Annotated in this window: 20 protein-coding genes and 1 tRNA gene; 6 read left to right on the forward strand and 15 right to left on the reverse strand. The window is 39.5% G+C overall.

The genetic code is table 11. The features are described 5' to 3' along the window. Positions 1-717: 717 nt before the first annotated feature. The 6 genes from AB4153_RS06585 to rmuC all read right to left on the reverse strand — a co-directional run bounded on the left by AB4153_RS06585 (position 718) and on the right by rmuC (position 9,137). Positions 718-1,188, reverse strand: coding sequence for a DUF2059 domain-containing protein (locus tag AB4153_RS06585; RefSeq protein ID WP_371996786.1), 471 nt, complete (start codon positions 1,186-1,188; stop codon positions 718-720). A 73-nt stretch (positions 1,189-1,261) separates the two neighbouring features. Then, a complete protein-coding gene (locus AB4153_RS06590; RefSeq protein WP_371996787.1) occupies positions 1,262-3,370 on the reverse strand; it encodes a transglutaminaseTgpA domain-containing protein in 2,109 nt (702 codons plus the stop codon). Then, entirely contained in the window at positions 3,360-4,436 is a 1,077-nt protein-coding gene (locus tag AB4153_RS06595; protein WP_371996788.1) for a DUF58 domain-containing protein, read from the reverse strand. The genes AB4153_RS06590 and AB4153_RS06595 overlap by 11 nt, the downstream gene beginning before the upstream one ends. 5 nt (positions 4,437-4,441) lie before the next feature. Continuing rightward, positions 4,442-5,353 (reverse strand): AAA family ATPase, encoded by a 912-nt coding sequence (locus AB4153_RS06600; RefSeq protein WP_371996790.1) that lies wholly within the window; start codon positions 5,351-5,353, stop codon positions 4,442-4,444. A gap of 154 nt (positions 5,354-5,507) precedes the next feature. Continuing rightward, complete coding sequence (locus tag AB4153_RS06605; protein ID WP_371996791.1) at positions 5,508-7,457, reverse strand: transglycosylase SLT domain-containing protein; 1,950 nt, start codon at positions 7,455-7,457, stop codon at positions 5,508-5,510. Between the two features lie 198 nt (positions 7,458-7,655). Beyond that, on the reverse strand, positions 7,656-9,137 hold the full coding sequence (rmuC, locus tag AB4153_RS06610; protein ID WP_371996793.1) for a DNA recombination protein RmuC: 1,482 nt from the start codon (positions 9,135-9,137) through the stop codon (positions 7,656-7,658). Between the two features lie 200 nt (positions 9,138-9,337). Between rmuC and msrP the strand changes: the two genes are divergently transcribed. The 3 genes from msrP (at position 9,338) to AB4153_RS06625 (ending at position 12,383) form a co-directional block, all read left to right on the forward strand. Then, positions 9,338-10,372, forward strand: a complete 1,035-nt coding sequence (gene msrP / locus AB4153_RS06615; RefSeq protein ID WP_371996794.1) for a protein-methionine-sulfoxide reductase catalytic subunit MsrP — start codon at positions 9,338-9,340, stop codon at positions 10,370-10,372. Beyond that, positions 10,369-10,977 carry a protein-methionine-sulfoxide reductase heme-binding subunit MsrQ gene (msrQ, locus tag AB4153_RS06620; protein ID WP_371996795.1) on the forward strand — a complete coding sequence of 203 codons (609 nt, stop codon included), beginning with the start codon at positions 10,369-10,371 and terminating at the stop codon, positions 10,975-10,977. Before msrP ends, msrQ begins: the two co-directional genes overlap by 4 nt. A 560-nt stretch (positions 10,978-11,537) precedes the next feature. Next, complete coding sequence (locus tag AB4153_RS06625) at positions 11,538-12,383, forward strand: magnesium transporter (protein WP_102528339.1); 846 nt, start codon at positions 11,538-11,540, stop codon at positions 12,381-12,383. A gap of 79 nt (positions 12,384-12,462) precedes the next feature. Here the strand turns inward: AB4153_RS06625 and AB4153_RS06630 are convergent, their stop codons facing one another. From AB4153_RS06630 to AB4153_RS06645, 4 genes are all read right to left on the reverse strand, one after another. Continuing rightward, positions 12,463-12,810: a hypothetical protein gene (locus tag AB4153_RS06630; protein WP_371996797.1), complete on the reverse strand. Its 348-nt coding sequence runs from the start codon at positions 12,808-12,810 to the stop codon at positions 12,463-12,465. Between the two features lie 195 nt (positions 12,811-13,005). Next, positions 13,006-13,082: transfer RNA gene (locus AB4153_RS06635), tRNA-Pro, on the reverse strand. A 108-nt stretch (positions 13,083-13,190) separates the two neighbouring features. After that, on the reverse strand, positions 13,191-14,993 hold the full coding sequence (locus AB4153_RS06640; protein ID WP_102528341.1) for a DUF3413 domain-containing protein: 1,803 nt from the start codon (positions 14,991-14,993) through the stop codon (positions 13,191-13,193). Between the two features lie 142 nt (positions 14,994-15,135). Beyond that, positions 15,136-15,354, reverse strand: coding sequence for a YejL family protein (locus AB4153_RS06645; RefSeq protein WP_102528342.1), 219 nt, complete (start codon positions 15,352-15,354; stop codon positions 15,136-15,138). Positions 15,355-15,629: 275 nt separating this feature from the next. On the opposite strand from AB4153_RS06645, the gene yejK reads away from it, so the two are divergent. Both yejK and corA read left to right on the forward strand, forming a co-directional pair. Beyond that, positions 15,630-16,658 (forward strand): nucleoid-associated protein YejK, encoded by a 1,029-nt coding sequence (gene yejK, locus AB4153_RS06650; protein WP_102528343.1) that lies wholly within the window; start codon positions 15,630-15,632, stop codon positions 16,656-16,658. 201 nt (positions 16,659-16,859) lie between these two features. Beyond that, positions 16,860-17,807, forward strand: coding sequence for a magnesium/cobalt transporter CorA (gene corA, locus AB4153_RS06655; RefSeq protein ID WP_102528344.1), 948 nt, complete (start codon positions 16,860-16,862; stop codon positions 17,805-17,807). A gap of 84 nt (positions 17,808-17,891) precedes the next feature. Here corA and AB4153_RS06660 read toward each other — a convergent pair whose 3' ends face one another. Continuing rightward, entirely contained in the window at positions 17,892-19,148 is a 1,257-nt protein-coding gene (locus AB4153_RS06660) for a DUF3391 domain-containing protein (protein ID WP_303516545.1), read from the reverse strand. A gap of 127 nt (positions 19,149-19,275) precedes the next feature. On the opposite strand from AB4153_RS06660, the gene AB4153_RS06665 reads away from it, so the two are divergent. Next, positions 19,276-19,971: a 2OG-Fe(II) oxygenase gene (locus tag AB4153_RS06665; RefSeq protein WP_303516543.1), complete on the forward strand. Its 696-nt coding sequence runs from the start codon at positions 19,276-19,278 to the stop codon at positions 19,969-19,971. Positions 19,972-20,012: 41 nt separating this feature from the next. On the opposite strand, the gene AB4153_RS06670 is transcribed toward AB4153_RS06665, so the two are convergent. The 4 genes from AB4153_RS06670 to AB4153_RS06685 form a co-directional block, all read right to left on the reverse strand. Then, the gene (locus AB4153_RS06670; protein ID WP_303516541.1) at positions 20,013-21,365 is read right to left on the reverse strand and encodes a sensor histidine kinase; all 1,353 of its coding nucleotides are present in this window, start codon (positions 21,363-21,365) and stop codon (positions 20,013-20,015) included. Continuing rightward, positions 21,356-22,030: a response regulator gene (locus tag AB4153_RS06675; RefSeq protein ID WP_229368324.1), complete on the reverse strand. Its 675-nt coding sequence runs from the start codon at positions 22,028-22,030 to the stop codon at positions 21,356-21,358. Before AB4153_RS06675 ends, AB4153_RS06670 begins: the two co-directional genes overlap by 10 nt. A gap of 224 nt (positions 22,031-22,254) precedes the next feature. After that, positions 22,255-23,034 carry a LysE family translocator gene (locus AB4153_RS06680; protein ID WP_371996798.1) on the reverse strand — a complete coding sequence of 260 codons (780 nt, stop codon included), beginning with the start codon at positions 23,032-23,034 and terminating at the stop codon, positions 22,255-22,257. 157 nt (positions 23,035-23,191) lie between these two features. After that, entirely contained in the window at positions 23,192-24,496 is a 1,305-nt protein-coding gene (locus AB4153_RS06685) for a dicarboxylate/amino acid:cation symporter (RefSeq protein ID WP_102528350.1), read from the reverse strand. Between the last annotated feature and the right edge of the window lie 27 nt (positions 24,497-24,523).

Consider the following 24,523-nt stretch of genomic DNA (forward strand, 5'->3'; position numbering starts at 1 on the left):
GCGAAGCGCCACGACTTTAAACTAGTTTTATAGGATTAAGCTATTGAAATATGATTAAATAACTAACCCTACACCCCCATTTTTACTTTCCTAAAGTAGCGTTTAAACAAGATTTGATGTTGTTCTATCTGCTTATAAAAATAACTGTGACACCCACAATTAATTTTTCAATTATCAGCTTTAGGGCATAGGCAAGTTACCATATTTGTATTGGTTAGGTTATGGTTCACCATAGCTTCAAGTTAACCAATTGCCTGCCGAAGGCCTATGTGCAGATACAACTGCGACACGCTGCAAGTTCGTCCCTGAAAGCTCGGCCATGACGTCCTTGTCATGGACGGTCACTGCCGCGCTTACACCGAAATTTTTATCTCTTCGATTTAACTCCATTCGTGATAATAAAAAATCTTCAAGGCTCAACTTGAATTGAGGACGCAGAGAAAATCGCGTGAAGCTCACATGGATGTGAGTTTAGCTTTTGCGGTGCATGGATGCACCATCGGAAGCGTTAGCATTTTCGGCTAAGACCGAAGTTAGCAACAAACGACGTCAAAAGCTGGATCAACCCCCATCGAAAATCATGCGCTTTTCAGCATTTTTCGGAGGGGCTGCGGGGTGTTCCAAGAGGGTATTGCTGTTGATACCCTTTTGGTCTGGTGTGGGCGAAGCGCCACGACGTTAATCTTTAGTTTTACTCAATTAAACGAATATAAATGATTAATGCTGAACACTATGTTTTTCTAGAAATGGCTGAACTCGTTCCATCAGTTGAGTTTGTTTAGATTGTGCTTCTTGCATGCCAATTTGTGCGCCCGATTGCATCAACTGGGGGGATTTCTCTAAGAATTTTTGACCAACAGGAGTTTGGTAAAACTCAGTGACTGCTTTAAGTTCATCGTCTGTGAAAGACTCTGAATACAGTGCTTTAATTTCATTGATTATTTTGGCGCGATCAATATCTTCATTAAACCAAGTGCGGAAGATTTGTTTAAGCTCTGCTTTACCTGCTTCATTTAATTGAAATTGGGCAGACATCTGGTCAATGACAGGGAGCATTGCCTCGAACCCGCCATTCATCTGAGTGTCCATATTCATGACTTTGAACATTTTGTCTATTGCGGCTTCTTCGGCCATTACAGGTGCGCTAAACGTCATAAATAATAGCGGTAATATTAGTACTTTTTTCATTTCATAACCTTATGGATTAATTGTATATATGGTCTATTGGCAAGCGTTTGCATCATGAATTCCAAAATTAAACTCACAAGCCCATTTTTACCTTTCTAAAGTAGCGTTTAAACAAGATTTGATGTTGTTCTATCTGCTTATCACTCAACTGCTGATATTGCAGTGCAATAAAGTGCTCTGTCATCTTGTTAAAATCTTCGGCTAATTGTGGTTGTTGCTCACTCACTGTGTGATGCATAAAAGTAGCAAAGGCTTGGGGGGGCATGGTGTTCCGTGAGTAACCTTTTTTGGCTAACTTAGTGCAAATCAGGTTATAACGTTTAATGATCGGGTCTTGTTTAGGGCGAACATTAAACACGCCAGCAAAATAGGCAATGATTAAAGCAATAATGCTAAAGCTAATAATCATTAAAACAATAATTTTGCTGCTGTTTACTTCGCCTAACAGCTCACTTAATACCTGTTGCTGGCGCTCTTCATCAAAGCTTAAAACCCAAACACTCCAATAAAAATCTAAGCTGGCCAATTGCAAGCGGATGTTGTTAAGCCAAGGGATTTCTTTAAAGCGTAAACTGGTAAATGGGCTGTCTTGTAAATAACTATCTTGGCCAGCAAACATGGCATCAAAGCCATCTAAAATTCGATTTGGGGCAATCATCGCTGTTGGGTCAAAACGGACCCAGCCTTGTCCTTCTAACCAGACTTCAGTCCAAGCATGTGCCATATATTGGTAAATACTGTAATAACCGGCTTTAGGGTTGTATTCGCCGCCTTGATAACCTGCCACCATACGTGCTGGTATGCCACTTGAGCGCGCCATAAACACTAATGCGGACGCGTAATGAGAGCAAAAACCAGCTTTGTTATCAAATAGAAAATCATCCACTTGGTTAGCACCGATGGGCGGCGGACTTAAGGTATAGAAATAAGGTTGCTCTGCAAAATAGGCCATCATCGCGTTGATACGATCACGTGGGAGAGGGTAATCTTTGGCAAATTGTTGGGCTAATGCTTGTGTCTTAGGGTTAGTTTCTTTTGGTAAAGTCAAATTTATCCGCTTGGCTATCGGTGGTAATGACAATTCAAGTGAACTATTAGGGTAAGACGTGACGCGGTAGCTAAAGCGTTGGTCGATATTACGTAATGAAAACAGTCGAAAGTCATTAAGTTCAGCTACTTGTTCTGTGTTGGTAAAAGATTGATCTAAACCAAACAGCCATTTTTGATAAGTTGGCTCAGTGATAACTTGGTAATTATATGGATTCGACTGCTCAATGGTATGTGGCAATTTACGTTTAGGTAAAGGCCCGTATGAAATCCGCTGTTCATTCTTTCTGAAATTTGATTGCTTCCAGGTTGTTCCGTCGTAATTTTCCATCACGAGCGCGCGCCAATATAGTTGCTCATTGGGAACTAACTGTAATTTATCGGTGTTATTGGTTTCGTTATCAAAGCCGACGCGAAATGCGAGACTAGGTGAGCGAGTTAGCTTGCTGATATCGCCCAGTGAGACTTCATCCGAAAGGCCCGTTGTTGCGTTTTTCATGCTTGGTGCAAGCCACAAAGGTGGCAGCCTTGGAAATACCACAAATAGTAATAGCGCCAGCGGCAAACTTTGCAAAAAAAGTTTGAATCCAAAACTTAAGTTTATTTTGCGGCTACTATGTTGATACACGCTGATTAGTACACAGGTATTAACAAGACAAACAAACAACAATTGAATGGTGTCTAAAATGCTTTGTCGTTCAAGCAAGGCAAACGCTATAAGAAAATAACCCACTAGCACGACGACTTTTACATCGCGTATTTGACGCATTTCTATGTATTTAAGTGCATACCCAAGTAAAAGTAAGTTAACTAGCGCATTAAGCATACCGATTTCTTTAGCCACCAATGCCAAGGTGGCTGCGGCGCCAACAGCAAGACTGGTAACCAGTAATTTGGGCGGTGCGGCGACTTTGCCGAAATAAATACCGACACGCCAAACAAAACAAATACCGCAAATGCCAATGCTCCATAAGGTGGCATCTTGATAAAGGGGAAATAGCACTAATGCATTAGTCATCAACAACCAAAATAGGGTATTTCGGCCTATGTTTTCGTTAAAGTTATCTTGCTCGATAAATTGCTTTTTATCATTTTTCGCCTGAGCTGTTTGAGAAAATGAGTCATTACTTTTCATCATTGACTCCTGTTTCTACCGTTGCATCAGTGATTTTTTTGCCATATAAGGCGATTAATTGCTGGCATTGTTTACGGTGTATTTCACCACTATTTTGTTCAATCACTTGTTGCTTAAGGGCTAAACCAAATACTTGTTGCCCTTGAGATAGCACATTAACTTGCCATGCCAATTTGCTGAGTTTTTGTTCAAGGCTATTACCATCGGTATCGTCCAGGCTTAACCACACAGGTTTTCCTTCTGGCTGAGCAAATTCTTTGGTGAGCATTCCTCGACCTTGAGCCCATTGTTTCCAAGCGACTTGTTTTAACGATTCACCTTCTACATAAGTTTTTAAGCCTTTGTAATCATCGACACCAGATTGTAATTTCCCATGCTCAAACTCGCTGCTGTTATCGTCATCGAGACTGGTTAACGAGACCTGGCTAGTTTTTGGCTCGGCATAAATAATATGGTGAATATCTAAATCAACATAAGTCCAAGTACGAAACAGACCCAATGGAAAATTAGATGACACCTTAATGCGCCCGGGGTTGAAACGACCTCGTTCTTGAGGTGTGAATGTGATACTTGATTGACTAGACTCACCAATATCAGTCAGGCGCACATGTCGCTGCTCTGCAAAGTTAAGGCAGATTTGTTGATGGCTGGTATGTTTGTTATCTGGTTTTGCTTTACTGGTTAAGGTCACAGGAAAAGCAATGCTTTGGTTAGCTTGGGTTTCTGGTGGCGTTTGCGAGGTTAAAGTTAACCCTGCGAGGTTTTTATAACTGTAAATAATGCAGGTATGCAGCAGGCTCGCCAGTAATAAGCTTAAACCGATAACTAAGTTATTTTGATAGTTAGTGCCAAAAAGGTACAGCACGCCAATAAGCATAAACCACGCTATGCCAAAGCCACTGGGTAAAATAAATATACTCTTATGAGTCAGGGTAACCTGTTTATTGGGAGGGATCCGCTTATTCAGCCAGCGGCCCCAACGTTGCTTAATTCTTTGGGGAATAAAGCGTGTATACCATTTGGGCTTAGGCTGATAATGGGCTTCAGTATTTACTGATTTTTTCATGCTAGTTAACTAATTGGGTTAACACTGGCAAGAATATGATCTGACAAGGCTTGGCCTTGTAACTGATTATTAGTGCGAATACGGTGTTCAGCCACGCAGTGAAATACCGCTTGGATATCTTCAGGCACTACATAATTGCGGTGATGAATAAATGCCCATGCTTTAGCTGCGTCCATTAAGGCAATACTCGCTCGAGGTGACAGGCCATTGCCATCGGCTTGCTGGCGAGAGAACTGGGCTAAATGAATAAGGTATTTAAGCACAGCATCAGAAGCACTGACCTTTTGTACCTGATTTTGTAAGCTGATGAGTTCATTGGGTGTAAAACATTGTGCTAAAGGCTCAGCAGTATTTCGTGAAGTGAGTCCTTTGAGCATTTCCAGTTCTGCTTGCTCATTTGGGTAACCAATCGAAATACGCATCATGAAGCGGTCTAATTGCGACTCAGGTAAAGGAAAAGTACCTGATTGCTCGATAGGGTTTTGTGTTGCGATAACAAAGAAAGGTTTTGGTAATGGGTGAGTGGTGCTGTCTAAGGTGATTTGGCGCTCAGCCATGGCTTCAAGCAATGCACTCTGGGTTTTAGGGCTTGCACGATTGATTTCATCAGCTAGCAACATCTGATTGAAAATGGGACCAGGATGGAAAGTAAATTCTTGCTGCTCCTGTTGGTAAATTGATACCCCAAGAATATCGGCAGGTAACATATCACTGGTGAACTGGATGCGTTGATAACTCATGCCTAAAGAGGTGGCAAGCGCTTGGGATAAACTGGTTTTGCCCATGCCGGGTAAATCTTCAATTAATAAATGACCTTTTGCCAAAATACAGGCAACCGCCAGTTTAATTTGTTCAGGTTTACCCAGTAATACACTTTCTAATTGCGATAATAATTGTTTTAGTTTTGACGCTGGCACTCAGGACTCCGTTAGTTAACAAATGGTTTGGCCATATTTGTTAACAAATACATCGAAACTATAACGTTACCTTGTCATTAATTAGAAGGAAAGCACTTAACGGCATTAAGCTGTAAATGTTTATTAAATCTTGCGTTAATTTTGTACAAAACATTTAATACATAAAATTAAGCTCTTTAGTGCTAAACATACTGCTTTCAGGGCTATGGGATTGTTGGTATATCAAACGGTAACTGAGTACCGCCTGGACGTATTCTCGGGTTTCTTTATAAGGAATCGTTTCGATAAAGCTCATTACGTCTAACTTACCGTCTGATTCTTTAAGCCAACGCTTCACACGATGTGGCCCAGCATTATAGGCAGCAGAGGCTAATACGCGGTTATTATCGAATTGTTTAAGTAGTTCAGCATAATAGGCACTGCCCAGTTGTACGTTGTATTCAACCTGATATAAATCAGTTTTACGTTTAAATGTAAGTTTGTTTTTTCGCGCGGTTTCTTTAGCGGTTGCTGGCATTAGTTGCATTAAACCACGGGCACCGACACCTGATGTAGCATAGGGGTAAAATGCGCTTTCACGCCGTGCGATAGCGCGCACTTCGTCAATATTGACCTTATATATTTTACTGGCCTTTTCAAATTCAGCTTGGGCAGCAGGAGGAAAACGTAGTTGTAAACTGTTCCATTGCTTTGCTTGAATACTGGCTTCAACACTATAATCAAACCAGCCTTGCTCAAGGGCATACAGTCCATACTCTGCACGCATTGGATTGCTCTGCCTGCGAAGCATGTGCACCCACTCATTGCGAGCATCACGGGTTTTATCCATGGCAATCAGTTCAATAATTCTCGCCATGGCTGGATCATCATTTAATCTCGCGGCAAGAACAGGGTTTGACTGTAAGTTGTCATCGTTCATTGCCAAGGGCGCTTTGATGGTTTGTGCGGTGTGAAAACCGTAAAAGTTACGCGCTTGACTTAACTGTTTGGCAATCTGTGCTGATGTTTGTTTATCGGCATCATTTTTAGCGTTTTCTTCAAGATAGCGTGCTTGCCAATATTGCCAGCGGGAATCATCAATCACGTCGTCACTTAGTAATGCGAGATAATGTTTAATGGTGGCAGTGTCTTTTTCACTAATGGCCCAACGTAGACGAATTTGAAACAAGTCATCTGAGTCTAATATAGGTAAGCTCGCGTCGATATGTTCAAGTAAATCAGCTTCTTTGTAGATTAAAGCACGGCGGACAATATAACGATTAAGTTGTTGTCCTTTAATGGCATTAAAGCGATTCGCTTTGTCATACTTTTTGTAAAGTTTGACTGCTTGTTTTAAATCTTTGCGTGCCAGTTTGCGCAGCCCTACAGTGACAATGTCGCCAACCATGGGAGATTTAGACGAAAACTTACGAGTATGACGCAAGCTATTCGGGTCGCGATAAACCGAAATAAGCAGATCTGCTTCAGCTTTATTCTTAGTAATCTTTCTAGCCAGATATTGAGTTAAACCGTATTGGCTTTCATTAAAGCTTAATAGCATTCTTGACCATATTAATGCTTGAGTTCGCTTACCTGCTTTAGTCCATTCGCTAAATAAAACATCACACTCTTTTGGACGAGAACGGCCATATTGCCATAACCTTTCTGCGCCGTCGTAGGCAATTTTTTCATTACCTTGGGACAATTGGGCGCGAAAGTAATAACACTGCAAAGCTGTATCGTTAGGGACCGTCGGTGAGATGGCAAGAAAGTTGTCCCACTGTTTTCGATTACCTGCATTTTTCAAATACCGATAGCGCAGGGTATTGTATAGCGGGGTTTGATTGAATGCTTCTATGGCTTGATGGGCTTGCTTGCCATTAAGGTTTGATATGCTTGCACTTTTTTCATGATAATCAAGGTATACATTAAGTGGGTAATCACCAAGCTGCTGGCGTAATTTTTGGTAAGTTTTCATTTGTTTTTTATCCAGTGCTATACGTGCATCCAGATAAAGCTGCTGTTGAGCGCTATTAGTGATTTCTTTAGCGCTAACGCAATGACTAAAGCCCTGCAAAAATAGCAGAGCAACCGTGACAATTGAAAAATACACCATGTTACGCATAATAATGAGATCTCCGTCTCAGTACGACTTCGTTGCGAAAACTCAACTTTAGTATTTATAGTATTGGTATTATTCGCCAGTTGGAATAATACGGCTTAAGTATTTCTACCCTGTGTTTCAGGTAAGCTCAACAAAAATAATAGTGCAAATGCTCACTTATGCGCTGCTAAATCGGTTTTAATCGTTTTAAAATACCCTTTAGTGCTCTTTTGAATCATCTAATGCTTTATTAATGAGTTGTGGATCTAAATTTTTACTGGTTTCGACCCCTAGGTTTTGCATGATATGTGCTTGCCTTATTAGGTTGCCTTTACCTTGTGACAATTTACTCATGGCTTGCTGATATGTTTTGTCTGCGGTTTCTAACGCGCGGCCTAATTTGTCCATGTCTTCAACATAACCGCATAACTTGTCGTAAATCTTAGCTGCTTGAGCTGCAATGCTTTGAGCATTTTGATTTTGATATTCATAACGCCAAATATTGTTAATGGTGCGCAGAGCAACTAATAAGTTTGTTGGACTGACAAGCATAATATTATGATCAAGGGCAAAGCTTACCAAAGCAGGGTCTGACTCAAGTGCTAATAAAAATGCAGGTTCGATTGGAATAAACATCAACACATAATCAAGGCTCTTAAGACCGTGTAGTTTGTGATAATCCTTTTGGCTTAAGCCCTTAATGTGCTGGCGAATCGATAAGGCCAGTTCTTTAATCGCTTGCTGTTGAACAATTTCATCATCACTATTAAAGAATCGCTCGTAGGCAACCAGTGACATTTTTGCGTCAATGACCACATCTTTTTGCTCTGGAAGGTGAACAATGACATCAGGTTTAAAGCGTTTGCCTTGCTCATCTTTTAAATCTTGTTGGGTGTCATATTCATGACCTTCACGCAAACCACTTTCTTGCAGTACACGCTCGAGAATAACTTCACCCCAATTACCTTGTTGCTTATTGTCACCTTTAAGCGCTTTGGTGAGGTTAATTGCATCTTGGCTCATTTTAAGGTTGAGATCTTTAAGGTGATCAAGTTGGTGCTTTAAGGCACTTCGCTCAGTTTGCTCTTGAGTATAGGATTCGCGGATTTGTTGTCTGAAGCCTTCAAGTTGTTGTTTAAGCGGCCCTAGAACGCCATCAATTTGAGTGACATTTTGCTGTTTAAAGTTTTCGCTTCTTTCTTCAAAAATACGATTAGCAAGGTTTTCAAATTGTAGCTTTAATCTTTCTTCTGCACTTTCTAGTAAAGCTATTTTGTCATTCAATGCGACTTTTTCGGTATTCGCTTGGGTTTGAATACTTTGTTGCATCGCATTTGATTTTGAAAGTGCCAGTTGAGTCTCCATGAACTTACGCTGGCCGTCAGCTAAGGTTTGTTCTAATTGAGGAATACGCTCGGCTTGAGCTTCTAATTTTGATAATTGGGCAATGAGTAATTCTGATCTTTCTCTTGTTTGAGCCAGTGCTTGTTCTTTGTCTTCAATCTGTTGCGCTAATAGCTGCTGTTTTATCTCAAAATCAGATTGTTGCTGAGTCATCTCAGCCGCAATTTTGTCTCGATGTAGTTCCCAACGTTGACGAGTTAACCGTTGATTAAGTAATGCGCCTATGAGTAAACCTAAAAAGGCCGCTGCGGATAATGCGATGATTTCAGCGATAGATAAAGAAGTAGGAAGCGTCATGATGTCGACCAGATAAAAATGATGCTTAAGATTCTCATGCCGCTAGTATGGGCGCAAGGGAGTTAAAGTGGATTTAATACTTAAGCGCATAATTAATAAACTCAAAAGCTAAACTTTTTGAAATTTATATTCGTATTAAACTGTCTTATAGTTAATCGCAGTGAATAATCTCGTTTTTCGGGAATAGTAAGGAGTAGTTTATGGTGTCTAAAAAAGGCTTTACTAAGGGCGTTGGCAATACGCCTTCTTGGTCTCTTAAGGAAAATGAAGTGACACCTGAAAGTGTATTTAGTGATAGACGTAACATCATTAAAGCACTTGGTCTTGGCGCTTTAGGGGCAAGTTTACCAGGACAAGTTCAAGCAGGATTATTTGATTTGTTTGGCGGCGAAGAAAAGCCTCCTTTTGCTTTACAGGGACTTGATTACAGTAAGCCTAATCAATTCCAAATAGTTGATCGTTTAACCCCTGAAGATAAAATCACTCGCCATAATAACTTTTATGAGTTCGGTACCAGCAAACAAGATCCGTTTGACAATGCACAGCAGTTTCAAGTTAATCCATGGGAGCTCAGGATTGAGGGTTTAGTGGATAAGCCGTTAACGCTCGATTTGAATGACTTAACCACCAAATTTGATCTTGAAGAAAGGATTTATCGTTTACGCTGCGTAGAGGCATGGTCGATGGTTGTTCCTTGGGTAGGGTTTTCATTAGCTGAATTACTTAAGATGGCAGGAGTGTCGAATAAAGCGACTCATGTTGCATTTGAAACTCTATTCGACCCAGATCAGATGCCAGGTCAAAGGAATCGTTTAATGGGCGGGGGGATTCATTACCCTTATGTTGAAGGTTTAACGATTGCTGAGGCGATGAATGAATTACCATTCTTAGCCGTTGGACTCTACGGCAAAACCTTACCGCCACAAAATGGAGCGCCAGTGCGTTTAGTTCTACCGTGGAAGTATGGTTTCAAAAGCATTAAATCAGTGGTTAAAATTCGCGTAACTGATAAACAGCCACCAACCAGTTGGAACCAATTGGCACCACATGAGTATGGCTTTTATGCCAATGTAAACCCGCAAGTCGATCATCCAAGGTGGTCACAAGCCTCTGAGCGAAGTATTGGTGAGGGTGGGTTATTTTCAGCGAAACGAATTCCGACACAAATGTTTAATGGCTATGGTGAACAAGTAGCCGATCTGTATAAAGGTTTAGATTTAAGGAAGTTCTATTGAAGCGCTTAACTCAAAGAGGATTATTTTGGCTTAAAGTATGCCTGCATATTAGTTTTTTAAGCCCAATAATTTATCTAGTTTTGATGGTGTTAACTGATAATGCTGGTGGTGATCCAGTGCAGTATATTATTCATTATACAGGCATGGGCGCGCTGAATGCTTTAGTGGTAACCTTGCTAATTTCACCGCTTGCTAAGCGATTTAAGCAAGGCTTGCTACTGCAAACTAGAAGGTTAGTGGGCTTATATGTGTTTGCTTATGCTTGTTTACATATTGCCGCCTTTATTAGTTTAGATTTACTTTTTGCTTGGGGATTTTTGTTTGAAGAGATTGTTAAACGTCCGTATATTTTAGTCGGCGCTGCCAGTTTGATTATTGCTACGCTGTTAGCATTAACGTCTTTTCAAGCGGTAAAGCGTAAACTGGGAAAACGCTGGCAGTCTTTGCATAATTGGATTTATGTTATGGCAATACTCGCGCCGATCCATTTTTACTGGTCAGTTAAATCTGAAATTATCGAACCCAGTATTTATATTGGCATCTTCGCTTTGTTACTTTGGTACAGACGAAAATCTATCAAACAGTGGCTATTTGGTAGAGCATAGTTTTTTCCTAAACGTTTTACATAAGCTCGTTTCATAAGCTTATTGCATTAGTCCTTAACGATAGACTTTTACTATAGATCTTAATTATAGCCAGAGATAGTTTGGTTTAGTGCTCCCGCTGAAACCTTGATTGATTTTTTGTTATCAATAAAGGGAGGCTAAACCGCTTCTGTTTACTGACTTTGATTTTGTGTCATACCTTTGTTATTTTTGGCTTTTTCACATATTGGTTTCTTGTTACTTTCCGTATCTCTTTGATATATTACGCGGCGCTGGAATAACCAGTCATATTTGGAGACGAGAATGAAAACGACCGACTATCCTCCTAGTAGAAAGGGAGAAAAATAACACCTGTCGGCCTGTCAATTTTGTCGAGCCCTTCAGTGGCTTAGAACACATTCAATATGCTGTTATCTTTTTATTTTTTCTCCCAAATATCTACTCGACACCACAAATACATTTGTATTTAAAATGATTAGCATCTTTTAAAGGTGGCTAATGGATAATACCTGCCGTTTATCAATTGGTTGGTTAAGCTATACATGATAGAGAGATATACCATGAAGCTAATGAATAAAGCCTTAGCTTATGATTCAGTGTCATTACCGAATGAAGAGTCTACCCCAAATACCAAAATATTTACTCAATACACTCAAGATGAACAAATAGCGTTGTTGACCTCAATGCCTATTGAAGACGCAGTTAATATTCTTGGTGGGTGCTCTGTTGTGCATGTGCAAAAGTTGATTGCTGAATTAGATATTGTTGGTGAAGATGTTAGAGCAAGGCATTTTGCTCATCAGTTAGGGATCATTCTCTCAGAGGTTGAACCCCACAAAGGCTATTTAAACACAGGGGTTTTCGCCCACGTTCAGCAGCGAATAGGCTGGATTATAGGTTTAGCGTTGTTAGGGATTGTATCAGGGTTAATTATTGCCAGTTATGAAGATACCCTGAGCCAATTAATGCTGTTAGCGATTTATATGCCTGTTATTGCTGCTGCTGGCGGCAACACTGGGGCTCAAGCGGCAACCTTAGTGATTAGAGCACTCGCCACTGGTGAGCTTAAAAAGCGTCAGTGGTTGTCAGTACTTTGGAAAGAAAGCAGAGTGGCGTTAATTATTGGTTTGGTGATTGCGCTGGTTATTGTCGCAAGGGTGATGTTTTTCAGTGATGGTATGTCAACTGGGGGCTTTGAGTTAGAGCTTATTGCCAGTGCAGTTGCTGTGGCATTGTTTATTCAAATCAGCATATCAACAACACTTGGTGGTGTGTTACCAATTATTGCTAGAGCATGTAAATTAGATCCCGCAGTACTTGTTAGCCCATTACTGGCGTCGATTGTCGATATTTCTGGTATGTGGATTTACTTCAGTATTGTGAATGCGTTCTTAGGCATTAGCTAACAAAATTATTTGGCAAAAATACCGCTTGCCAGACACAAAAAAGCCGAGTTGAACTCGGCTTTTTTGTGTCTAATTCTGGCTATCTAAATAAACAATTTTTATGTTTTGGAGGCTTCACTAAGCCATTTATACAGTAACTTGAGAATAAGCTGAAGCCAATAACACTGCCCATAATTACGGCGAGCAAGTACCAGTCTTGCTGCATGGAAATTCTAAGGTCAATATATTGGAAAGTAACAACGCCCCAGACGCCAAATGTGCCAGCGAGGAGACCTAATTGAAGGATACGATTTATGAAGTTATTTTTGAGTAATGCCAGCAACGGCAACATGGTGCACAACACTGCTAGATTTATTTGACCGTAACGCATGAAATGCGCTGCCAGTAATATATAAGCTAAAGTGATAAAAACAAGGCGCCACCACATGGTAGTTTCCTTCTACAAATTTAAGTGAAATTAGGCTAAGAGGCGGCAATATAGCGGCAAAGGAGAATATATTCTCATGCGTAAATCACAAAACGGCGTTTTGAAGTGTGCTTTAGGTGACAAAGGTCTAATAGTCTAGGTTTAATCGAATTAACTGAGAATAAAAACAAGGGAAACTACAGAGGTGAAAAAAAGTGGTCGGGATAACAGGATTTGAACCTGTGATCTCTTGTCCCCCAGACAAGCGCCTTACCGGACTAGGCCATATCCCGAGCATTCTGTTTCGCTGCATAGACTATCAATAAGGTATTTTTCAGGCAACCTGTTTGGTGAAAAATACTTTCAATCGATTGTTAAGTAAACGATAAATCAATTTTATATTATTGATTGTAAAGTCTTCGTCCTTCACGCATCACTTGAATAAGCTCGGGAGCACTCAGTTTTTGTTTAAGTTGTTTCTGGTAATTAATATCATAAATACGATATTTCCCATGGCGGTCTAAAACAGTAATCTCAGATTTTTGATAAATAGCAAAGGTGCGGCTATCACCAATATAAACCCATTTTTGCTGACTAGGTTGTAGCAGGCTATAGCCAGAACTGTAGTCCGTAGTTGAGTTATTACAATGTAATACTTGGCTCATTATTGTCGGTACAATACCAAAATGACTGGTGCGATAGCTGACAGTATCAGCAGATACTTTTGGCCAATGCATGACAAACGGCACTTTAACATTACCAGGGGAAAGATCTTGGTTAACCTCAGATGGGTTACTGCTAAATATTTGTCCATGGGTACCAGTAATCATGATCAGAGTGTCATCACCAACATGATTAAGTAACTCTTTAAGTTGTTGATCAATAAAGTACAAAGACTGTCGATATTGGTTATACAATACTTTTTGTGCTGGCTTTACATCAATGTGCGGCTTAATCGTTTCAATCCCTAAAAAGCCAATTGGGGTGTCATAATGTTTTGGGGCAGATAAATTGACTAGCGAGAACCAATGAGATTGCTGACTTGCGCTCCAATCAATAAACGCCTGAACATTTTTCATGTCTGTTTGCGCGCTGCCTTCTTCACTCTCGTTAGTTATGACAGAGAGTCCGTCAAATATTGAGCGATTGTCGAATACTTTTTCATTTTCTTCAGATAGAAAAATAGCTTGCTGGTAACCCGCTTGATCCATCGCCACAGTCATAACTGGCGGCGTGTGATAAAACTCTTTTCTATCACCATAGTTACCCTGTAAGCCATAAAACATGGCAAACATGCCGGTTTTAAATTGATTTCCGCCACTGAAATGGTCAGTAAATTGTTTATTGTCATTCTGATATTGGCTTAAGAATGGCATGGTGAGTTCATTGACCATATCAGCTCTTAAACCATCAACAGAAACAATTAGCACATTAGTTTGTTGTGAAAGTAGTGCAGGATCTTTGCATTGCAAAGGCAGTATTGGGTAGCTGAGGTTTCTTGATTTGGTTTGATATCGGTTATCGTCACTATTGGTTCCTTCAATGCCGTGGCTCTCCATGAAAGAGCGCGCCGTAGCAGGATAAGATAGCGGGTAAGTGTCATCAAAACGGGTAATTTGAGTTACATCAGAGGCATCTGCCCAAATATGGACTAAATGGCTACTGATAAAGCATATGCCGACGAAGGCTATTGCTTTATTACCAAACTGCTTTTTCTCTAATTTTTCAATTCGTTTCCAAATAAAATTAGCAGCGGTCAGTTCAATTAATATAATCGCTGTCGGGGTAGCGATATAGGAGGTACTTTTTAACAGAGCATTGAGATCTGTCCAGGCAAGATCGAACGCAAAAGGACTTAAATGAATACCATAATCATCAAAGACAATGGTGTCATAAAGCAAAATACACAGGCCTAATGTCGCAACGAGTGCGGCATAACCGCGTAATATTTTTGAATAGGGTAGTAAAAGGGTAATAGGGAATAGAAAGACGACATAGACAATGAAGGCTAAAAAACTGAAATGACCAATGGTGCTAATAGCCAGGTAACCCCAACCAATAATGGTTTCTGGGTAACCTACACTGCTTAAATAGCGGGCGCCAATTATCATAGCTAAAAAGCCATTAAAGAAGGCAAACCAATGGCCCCAATTTACAAGGCGTGACACTTTGTCACGGGTCATCTGTTTTTTACGCTCAACCATGCGGTATCGTTTTCCTAATCCTATCTGGAATCAAAATCTATTAGCCCTGATGCAAAGTATAAAAATAGCATATCTTTGAACAATTTAAATGGCGCTTAGTTTGATCTTTAACTTAGACCTATCTTTGGGTCTTGAGTTTTACTTAGTCAGCTTTAACTGATTGTGCTAATGCTTTAGCGAACTGTTCAGCTACCGCTTGACGAGATTCACTCGGTACTTTGTTTTCAAGTAAGTGTGAAACGCAATTGCCTAATACCATCAGGCTTAAATCAGTTGGTGCTTGGTGCTTATTAAGTACTGCTAAAAGCTCAGTTATTAATGCTTCAACTTGGGTGTTGGTATATTTAGATTGGATAGCCATAATCAGAAAAGTTCAAAAAGTAATGAATTAGCCCATTATTATATCGGATTTCATCCGCTGTTGCTGCAAGTTTCTAATGTTCAAAATTACATCAAATCTCAGCGGTTTATCTGGGTTTATTAACCCCTTTGGCTCTTATCGCTTTGCTGAAGTTTATTTAGCTTAACTGATTTGTAATTGCACATTTTCGCGAAGATTTTTTAAGACTTTTTACTCTGGTCTGTTATGATATTGAACGCTATTTCGCTTCCATTAATAGAGATCAGTCAGGGCTTATGAGCATCAATATCGAGCAAGCAATTATCCACGAAATTTCCCAAGACAGTCAGGGACAGTTAAGTTGTCGTCTTAGACCGCAGCCGCTATTAAATAGCAATGCTGTTGAGTCTATGTTGGAAGAATTACATCAAACTTACACTGGAAAAGCGGGTAAAGGCTTTGGTTTCTTTGGTACTCATGGCGAAGATGGTGAAGCAAATCCGGCTTTTTCTAATGCATTAAATGAATATCGTAGCGGCGAGTTAGGCTTTGTTGAGTTCAGTAGTGCGGCGAGTAAATTACTCCAAGAGGAACTCGCAAAATATGACTTTAGCCAAGGTGGCTTTTTATTGATGTCATGTTATACCAGCATGACAAGTGACTATTTATTTGTTGCCTTATTGAATGCTAAACCATCGATGACTGTTTTAGATGATATGGAGCTATCGCAGAATAATCATTTGGATCTAACTAATGTTCAGTTAGCTGCACGTATTGATTTAACAGAATGGCAAGCAGATAAAGAATCGCGCAAATATATTTCATTTGTTCGCGGTCGTGCAGGCCGTAAAGTGGCTGATTTCTTCTTAGATTTCATGGGTTGTGTTGAAGGTGTTAACACTAAAGCACAGAATAAAACCTTAATGCACGCTGTTGAGGATTTTGTTGCCAGCAGTGAATTGACTAAAGATGAACGCCAACAATGCCGTGATAAAGTGTTTGATTACTGCAGTGAACGCGCTGATGAAGGTGCTGACATTGAAGTAAAAGATTTAGCTGATGAACTTGCTGACTCGGGTATGGATTCTTTTTATGACTTTGCCTGTGGTGGAACTTATGAATTAGATGAAGAGTTTCCTGCCGATAAAGCTAGCTTACGCACCTTGAAGAAGTTTTCAGGTACTGGTGGCGGCGTGACACTAAGTTTTGATGGCGGCCATTTAGGTGAACGAGTCATATATGATCCTATTTCAGATACCTTATTGATTAAAGGTGTACCAGCAAACTTAAAAGATCAGTTAGATCGTCGCCTTAAAGGTGAATAAAACATCAAATTTAAATTAAAGCGTCCATTTGGACGCTTTTTTTTGCTTTTAATATGTGAAATTAAGGTTTTCAGTTAATATTCGATGTTATTTGCTTGTTATGACATTTATCAGTTTTATTTTTAGATTATTTTAGTACACTAGCCAAAAATTTAACCTATTGACGGTGATTGCTTTTTAAGTGGTTACTAGGGGGGAAGCATGATAACAGCCTATGTTTATAATCAGCGAAAGTTAACGGTCCACGAACTCAATGTTCACGACAGTATACCCGAGCAAACATTATGGTTAGATATGTTCAAGCCCAATGATGATGAAAGGGAATGGTTGAGTCGTTTTTCGGTAGAGGAAGTACCTGACGAAGAAGATATCAATGAAATTGAAGCCTCAGCACGTTTTTTTCAGAGTAAAGATGGTCTGCATATTAACTCTTTGTTCCCGCAGCGTTCTGGGTCTGATGTGCGTGCAATTAACGTGTCATTTAACTTACGTAAAGATTTTTTACTGACCATTCGTGAAGAAGATGTCGGTCTTATTCGCCTGCTGCGTAACTACTTACGCTTAGGTCGTTTAGATGCCACGACACCTCAAGGTTTAATGCTGGAGTTATTCCATCTGAAAGTTGATTATTTATCAGATTTAATCGAAGACGTGTATGCGGTCTTAGATAATGTCAGCTCGAAAGTGTTTAATGATGAAGAATTAGATGAAGTTTTCAAGATGATCACCTTGCAAGAAGATTCAAACGGTAAAATTCGTTTGAGTTTGCTCGATACGCAGCGTTCGTTAAGATACATTCAGCGTTATTACCGTGAGCATTTATCTGAAGAGAACATTAAAGACTTACGTGAGATGTTATCTGATATTGAATCCTTAATGCCTCACAGTCAGTTCATTTTTGATAAATTGAATTTCTTACTGGATGCCGCAATGGGCTTTAGTGGTATTCAACAAACCAAAATTATTAAAATATTCTCGGTTGCTGCGGTGGTATTTTTACCTCCAACCGTGATTGCCAGTAGTTATGGAATGAACTTTGCCAATATGCCAGAACTAGATTGGCGTTTTGGTTACCCTATGGCTATTGGGTTAATGCTTGCCAGTGCCAGTGGTACTTATTTATTTTTTAAACGTAAAGGTTGGTTATAAAGCCATTTAACGGTTTGGTCTTTAAGATAGAAAGCCATTAATAACTGAGTTATTAATGGCTTTTTTGTGCTTGTTATATACAGACTATGGCTGACCGATACCGTAACTAATTCGCTCTCGTGGGTTTAGATATTTAAAAATATTTTCAGGCAAGGCTGATACTGGTAAGCAGCGTACGATACTGATTTCTTCACGCTCTAAATCAATTATCGGTGCTTGCTCTTTTGGTACTAAAGGATCGTACAGCATGATTTGCGGAAATAAGATTTTATTCAGATTAACCGACATCACCATACCAAACTGACCACTGGATAACTCAATTACACTGCCCGGTGGATAAATGCCGATAGTTTTGATTAGTTTGCCAACATATTCAGTATTAAGCTTTTTTTGGTAGTTTTTATAAATTAAGCCAAGTGATGCGTATGGGGTTTTGGCTTTTGAGGTTTTGGTGCCATTACATAAATCATCGTATTCATTGACCACAGCGATTAACTGAGAGAATTTGTCTAAATCATCACCCTTTAAGCCTTTAGGGTAGCCTGAACCGTCAATAAATTCATGATGGTTAGCAATCATAGGTTTAGCTTGCTCAGGGAAGGTATCTGCTAATTTGAGAAAGTTCAGACTCATTAATGGATGCTGCTTAATCAGGTTTTGTTCTGGTTTAGTTAGCGGCACTTGCTTATTGAGAATATTACTGGGTATTTTGAGTTTGCCAACATCATGAAATAAGGCACCTAAACCGATTAATTCTATATCTTCTCGATTCCAATTTAAGCTTTTAGCCAACATCATACACATAACGGAAACGTTTAAAGAGTGATGGTAAATCAAGTCACCGGGCTTAGCGTCGCCCATTAAATGTAAAACTAAATCATCAGAGCTCAGTAACATATTTGTCATTGAGCTAACCATGTCTTTCGCATCATTAACAGAGTTTAAGGGACGGCTTCCTAACTTTGAAACTGTCGATCGCATCATAGATAAAGAACGGTCAAATTGTTGTTCAGTTTTCTTAATACTGCGACGAAGTTTTTTTTGCGATTCAATTTGATCTTGCTTGTATTGATCCATCTCAAGCTTGAGTTCATCTAAGCCATCTTCTTTAATCGATCCGGCTTTTGACTTAGCTTCTTCTTTATCAAGTAGCTTCACATCACTGCGTTCAGTATCAAAATAGACTTGTTCAATCCCGAGGCTTTTGATTAATTCAATTTGAGATTGGGTTTTGACTTTAAAATTGCTGAACAGAAAGGGGTGGTCTTTCCACGAGACAGGTAAGCGAATAAAGTTACCCACTTGAATTTGATTAATAGAAACTTTTACAGAGTTTTTCATAGGTTAAAGCAAGTACCCGAAGCCATCTTTTATAATTTGAATTGCCAATGATGAGCTGACTGTTTTGCCAATTTATCAATTCCATGGCAGCATATTATCATTACATTATAAAAAGTGCTGATTTAATATGGATTTTATTGAAGTCATTCCAAATGCATTAACTGATGATCTCTGTGACAGGTTAATCAATGCATTTGAACAACATGATGGTGTTATTGAAGGTAAAACTGGTCAAGGAGTCGATAGAGATAAGAAACGAAGTTTTGATTTAACTCTAGATAATCATAAGGATATGACACAGCTTAAAAATGAGCTGTTACAAAATACCTTAAAACATACTGCAGATTACTTTAAACAATACCCAATGGCTCTAATGGGAGCTGTATCTGTGTCTGTTTCTGACGAACAAGGAAAACCTGCGACTTTATCACCTGATAACTTTGCTTTATTGGGGGAGCCAAGAGCTGAAGCTTTAACTAAGTATTTATATCGAAGTGGTGTAATCAATTTACAGAAATACAATCAAGGTGTCGGCGGATACCCGCATTGGCATTCAGAACATTTCCCACAAACAGGTTCACATGAAGCACTGCATCGCGTGCTGTTATATATGTTTTACCTTAATGATGTAGAAGACGGCGGTGAAACTGAGTTTTATTATCAAAACAAGTCGATTAAACCTCAAAAAGGAACCATGGTAATAGCGCCTGCTGGATTTACTCATACCCATAAAGGTAATACACCTATCAGCAGTGATAAGTATATTGCGACTTCATGGATTATGTTTAACAAAGCAGAGCATTTATATGCGCCAATCAAATAATAAATAAAATGATAACGAGGAGATAAACCCTCGTTACTTTATTATTGTGGTGGAATTTTTATGGTGAATTTTGCGCCTAGTAAATGACTTTCGGTAATAGACAGTAAGCCATGATAACTGCTTACAATCTCATTACAGACAGCTAGCCCAATCCCTTGTCCTGGTGATTGGGTATCTGCTCTTACGCCGCGTTGTAAAATTCGCTCTTTTATCGCATCGTCAACTCCAGGCCCATCATCCTCAACGATGAGTGTTGCATTGCCGTCAAGGTCGATTCTTGCTGAAATTATCACTTCACTAATGGACAGTCTGAAAGCGTTTTCCATCAAATTACCGCAAAGCTCCATTAGATCGCCTTTATTAATCGGGAAGCTAACTTCAGGGTCAACATTAACCGTAAACTTCACACCTTTGTCACGGTAAATCTTAAATAACATTTGCGAAAGTTGCTCAACCATTGGACGAACGAGTGTTTGTTCGTGCACTAGGCCTTGGCGCCCAACCAGTGCGCGTTTTAACTGATATTTTACCAGCTGATCCATTTGACCCACTTGCTGCATAATCTTGTCACTGGCATCAGCTTTACTCAAAGAATGATCATCAGTAATGGCATGCACAGCTGCTAATCGTGTTTTAAGACTATGGGCCAAATCATTCATCGCATTTTGGTAGCGTTCCTGCTGATCGCTTGACTGGACTAGTAATTGGTTTAGTGCTTGGGTTACGCCTTCTAGTTCATGGGGGTAACCGTCAGAAAGTGCCTCCTTTTTGCCATCACCAATGGCTTGTAATTCACTTTTTAGTCTTGCCATAGGGCGCATTCCCCAATAGGCGGCACTAATCAGTAATATAAAGGCAAGCATCATCACGACAGTCAAACGAAGGTAGGTGAGCTTTTTGAAGCGTTTGAATTCGTTTTCAACAGAATCAGCATCTTTTAATACCACCATATTGTATTGAGTTTGGTTTAACTCAACGGGTAAAAGGTAGGCAAAGTAGGACTTTTTATCAGACATGGTGAGGTAATAGGGAGGGCTCGTGTCAGCTATTGACTCAAATCGCTGACATATATTGTTAAGACCACTCTTTTTTGCCAGTGTGGAAACCCAAACTTCGTCAAAGGTTTGTGTACAACTGGCCATCATATAGCTTTTTTGTTTATTATTTTCATTGAGCCAATTATTGTCGGCAGGAATGAGATCGTGCTCTCTAAGCTCTGCCGCAATTTGAGGCATTTCAGCAATCAGTTGTGAGGTTTCTTTATTATAGCTATTTTGAGCATGTAAAATGGTCACAGACCATGCAAGCCCAAAGCCCACCAATGCAATGATGGTTAACGAAGTAATAAACATCCGCGTGAGTAGACGCTTTTTGGGCATAAAATTTAGCTGCATGGTAAATTAAATTTATATCCTTGGCCGCGAATAGTGGCAATTGGGTTTTCTATCCCACCTTTATTAAGCTTTTTACGAATTCTACTGACCATAACTTCAATGGTATTAGGGTCACCTTCTTTGTCGCCATAGACCACGTCTAATAAGCGTTGTTTCGCCACCACCTCATGACAATGTCGCATTAAGTATTCTAAAATGAGGTATTCAAATGCGGTCACTTCCATGTTTTCATCATTCAGACTAACTTGTTTTGCCGCTAAATCGAGCTGTAAAGTACCACTACTGATTGTCGGTTTTACAAAACCAGCACTACGTCTAACTAGAGCATCTAAACGTGCCACTAGTTCTTCTTTTTGAAATGGCTTGACTAAGTAATCGTCAGCGCCTGCATTTAATCCTTCGACTTTATCTTGCCAGTTCACTCTGGCAGTCAAAATCAAAATAGGGGCCTTAACATCCGCATTACGGATTTCAGATATCAGGGTTATTCCGTCTTTGTCAGGTAAGCCTAAATCCACAATGGCGATATCAATAGGGTAATTAGTCGCTTGATAAAAGCCTTCTTTGGCAGTGAGTGCAACTTGTACTTGGTTACCTAATTCAGACAGCTGTACGTTTAGATGATGGGATAAGATTGGATCGTCTTCAATGACTAAAATTCTCATATTAATACTCTTAGAAATAAATGTGTGAACTCGATATTTAGCTCAGGAACAAAAAACGATTTTGCAATGTTTAGTTATTAGTAAGTTAATCTTAAATAACGATTTGCTTACGATGAATTTGATAAAATATTAACTTATCTTTACTTAACCATTACTGACTGTAATTGTTAATAGCTAGTTCGACAAGCAGCTATTTCTAGCAGGGGTTAATGTAAACGGATCGACTAAGCGAGATAGTCATTTAGTAAACTAACCAAAATCGTGATAGCAACGCCCATGAATATCACACCAGTTATCGCATCGATTAATCTGCTACCTTTTGCCATTTTTTGCTGAATCACGGGCTTTGTTAATACTATCGCAAGAAAGCTAAACCAAAATAAAGACAAGATAAATAGTAGGCTAGCAGCAGCGACTTTTGTCTCGGTCGTGACTTGAGGGGTCACCAAAACGGTGAAAATAGTGATAAAGAAAATCAGTGCTTTAGGGTTAAGCATGTTGGTGTATAAGCCTAAACGAAACCCTTTTGCTGGAGTGAGTACATTGAAGCTTTCTGTTGAAACTTTACTCTTTTTAGTATTAGCCGTTTTAGTATTAGCCTTTTCAATATTACTTTTTACATTTTTTGTTATGTTAGGCTCTAGATTCGCTTCCGCAACGTCTTCTCCTACAGCATTGTTATTTGCTGAAGAAGGGTTTGAATGTGTTTTAAATGATTTTAATACTGAATTTAATGCACCAAATCCCATGTAAGCAAGATAACTAATGCCAATTATCTGTACTGCAAGATAAGCCATTTCTGACTGTTGGATCATTAAACTAATCCCTAAAAGCGACAGCAAACTGTGGACTAAAATTGCGATGCTGATACCAAAAGCGCACATTAATGCTGTTTGTCGAGTTTGTTGGGTTGAGGTTTTTACAATAATCGCAAAATCAGGACCAGGACTAACGAGTGCAAGACAGTGAATAACAGCGAGCGTTGATAGAAGAGCAAAATCCATTTTATATCCGAATTAAAGTGTAATAAATATACTTAAATATAAGTATTGAAAATATAGGCTCAGGCTAGGTTATCTTAAAAACTAAAAAGGCGCCATACGGCGCCTTTGGTTGTAATAACGTTTTGATTATAAACTTATTAGTATTCGTTAATTGCCATTAGGCATTTTTAACTTGCTCTTCAAAGCTTGAACCAACTTTACCTGCTTGTGAGTCATTGAAAGTTTCTTCGTTGAATTCACCTTCAGATTTGGCAATAACCACTGTTGCTACAGAATCACCGGTTACGTTTACAGCTGTACGGATCATGTCGAGTAAGCGGTCAACACCAATAATAAGTGCAATCCCTTCAACGGGTAAGCCTACTTGGTTTAGTACCATGGCAAGCATGATTAATCCAACACCTGGAACACCCGCAGTACCAATTGATGCTAATGTGGCTGTTACGACAACAGTAACATAATCCATTAGGCTCAATTCAATACCAAACACTTGCGCGATGAATACCGTCGCAACACCTTGCATGATGGCTGTGCCATCCATGTTGATAGTTGCACCTAGAGGCAAGGTAAATGAAGCGACTTTATTATCAGCACCTAAGCGATGTTCACAGGTTTCAATCGTAACCGGTAAGGTTGCATTTGAACTTGCTGTACTGAATGCAAATAATTGTACATCACGCATCTTACGCAAGAACATGAATGGGTTTAGACCCGTAAAGGTTTTCAGTAATGTTGGGTAAACGACAAGTGCTTGTACCAGCAATACAAAAATAACTAAGAAGAAGTATTGAACCACACTGCCTAATGTTTCTAAGCCTAAGGTCAAACTTAGCTTGGCCATTAACGCAAATACACCGTAAGGAGCCAGTTGCATGATTAATGTCACAACGCGCATGATCACTTCATTTAAATCATTAAATAAAGCAGACACTCGAGCACCACGTTCTCCAATATGAGATATAGCAAAACCAAAGATGACTGCGAAAATAATAATCTGCAGCATGTTACCTTGGCTCATCGCTTCAATTGGGTTCGTTGGGACGATGTTAATCACAACTTCAGCAAGACTTGGTGCATCTTTAGCGCTGAATTCCATCGCTGAACTTGCCAACGAGGCGTTACCTGGATGAACTAAGATAGCTAATGAAATCGCAACGGTGAGTGCAATGGCTGTCGTGAACATATAAAAGGCAATGGTCTTGCCTCCTAAACGTCCTAACTTTGAAGGGTCACTTAGGGAAGAAGTACCACAAACTAATGAAACAAAAACTAATGGCACAACTAACATTTTCAAACTTGAAATAAAGATGGTTCCAACAACGTGTAGAACACCTTCAGTAATATAATCTTTTACAAATAGGCTATCTGGAAATACGTTTCTCAAAATCAATCCGAGAAGAATACCCGCACCCATACCTATCAGGATCTTGCTTGTTAAACCAAGCTTACTATTTTTATTCAAAACTACTTCCTTCCAATCTCATTCATC

Origin of the sequence: Shewanella sp. 10N.286.52.E4, from assembly GCF_041468785.1 — a bacterium.
In the GTDB taxonomy this organism is placed as follows: Bacteria; Pseudomonadota; Gammaproteobacteria; order Enterobacterales; family Shewanellaceae; genus Shewanella; species Shewanella electrodiphila.

What these genes read in the sequence shown, in the direction of transcription:
- AB4153_RS06640 (WP_102528341.1), bottom strand. Translation starts at nt 14,993, where the DNA reads ATGGTTGAGCGTAAAAAACAGATGACCCGTGACAAAGTGTCACGCCTT.
- AB4153_RS06590 (WP_371996787.1), bottom strand. Translation starts at nt 3,370, where the DNA reads ATGAAAAGTAATGACTCATTTTCTCAAACAGCTCAGGCGAAAAATGAT.
- AB4153_RS06665 (WP_303516543.1), top strand. Translation starts at nt 19,276, where the DNA reads ATGGATTTTATTGAAGTCATTCCAAATGCATTAACTGATGATCTCTGT.
- AB4153_RS06605 (WP_371996791.1), bottom strand. Translation starts at nt 7,457, where the DNA reads ATGCGTAACATGGTGTATTTTTCAATTGTCACGGTTGCTCTGCTATTT.
- AB4153_RS06630 (WP_371996797.1), bottom strand. Translation starts at nt 12,810, where the DNA reads ATGTGGTGGCGCCTTGTTTTTATCACTTTAGCTTATATATTACTGGCA.
- AB4153_RS06670 (WP_303516541.1), bottom strand. Translation starts at nt 21,365, where the DNA reads ATGCAGCTAAATTTTATGCCCAAAAAGCGTCTACTCACGCGGATGTTT.
- AB4153_RS06595 (WP_371996788.1), bottom strand. Translation starts at nt 4,436, where the DNA reads ATGAAAAAATCAGTAAATACTGAAGCCCATTATCAGCCTAAGCCCAAA.
- AB4153_RS06625 (WP_102528339.1), top strand. Translation starts at nt 11,538, where the DNA reads ATGAAGCTAATGAATAAAGCCTTAGCTTATGATTCAGTGTCATTACCG.
- corA (WP_102528344.1), top strand. Translation starts at nt 16,860, where the DNA reads ATGATAACAGCCTATGTTTATAATCAGCGAAAGTTAACGGTCCACGAA.
- AB4153_RS06675 (WP_229368324.1), bottom strand. Translation starts at nt 22,030, where the DNA reads ATGAGAATTTTAGTCATTGAAGACGATCCAATCTTATCCCATCATCTA.
- AB4153_RS06680 (WP_371996798.1), bottom strand. Translation starts at nt 23,034, where the DNA reads ATGGATTTTGCTCTTCTATCAACGCTCGCTGTTATTCACTGTCTTGCA.
- AB4153_RS06585 (WP_371996786.1), bottom strand. Translation starts at nt 1,188, where the DNA reads ATGAAAAAAGTACTAATATTACCGCTATTATTTATGACGTTTAGCGCA.
- msrP (WP_371996794.1), top strand. Translation starts at nt 9,338, where the DNA reads ATGGTGTCTAAAAAAGGCTTTACTAAGGGCGTTGGCAATACGCCTTCT.
- yejK (WP_102528343.1), top strand. Translation starts at nt 15,630, where the DNA reads ATGAGCATCAATATCGAGCAAGCAATTATCCACGAAATTTCCCAAGAC.
- AB4153_RS06660 (WP_303516545.1), bottom strand. Translation starts at nt 19,148, where the DNA reads ATGAAAAACTCTGTAAAAGTTTCTATTAATCAAATTCAAGTGGGTAAC.
- rmuC (WP_371996793.1), bottom strand. Translation starts at nt 9,137, where the DNA reads ATGACGCTTCCTACTTCTTTATCTATCGCTGAAATCATCGCATTATCC.
- AB4153_RS06645 (WP_102528342.1), bottom strand. Translation starts at nt 15,354, where the DNA reads ATGGCTATCCAATCTAAATATACCAACACCCAAGTTGAAGCATTAATA.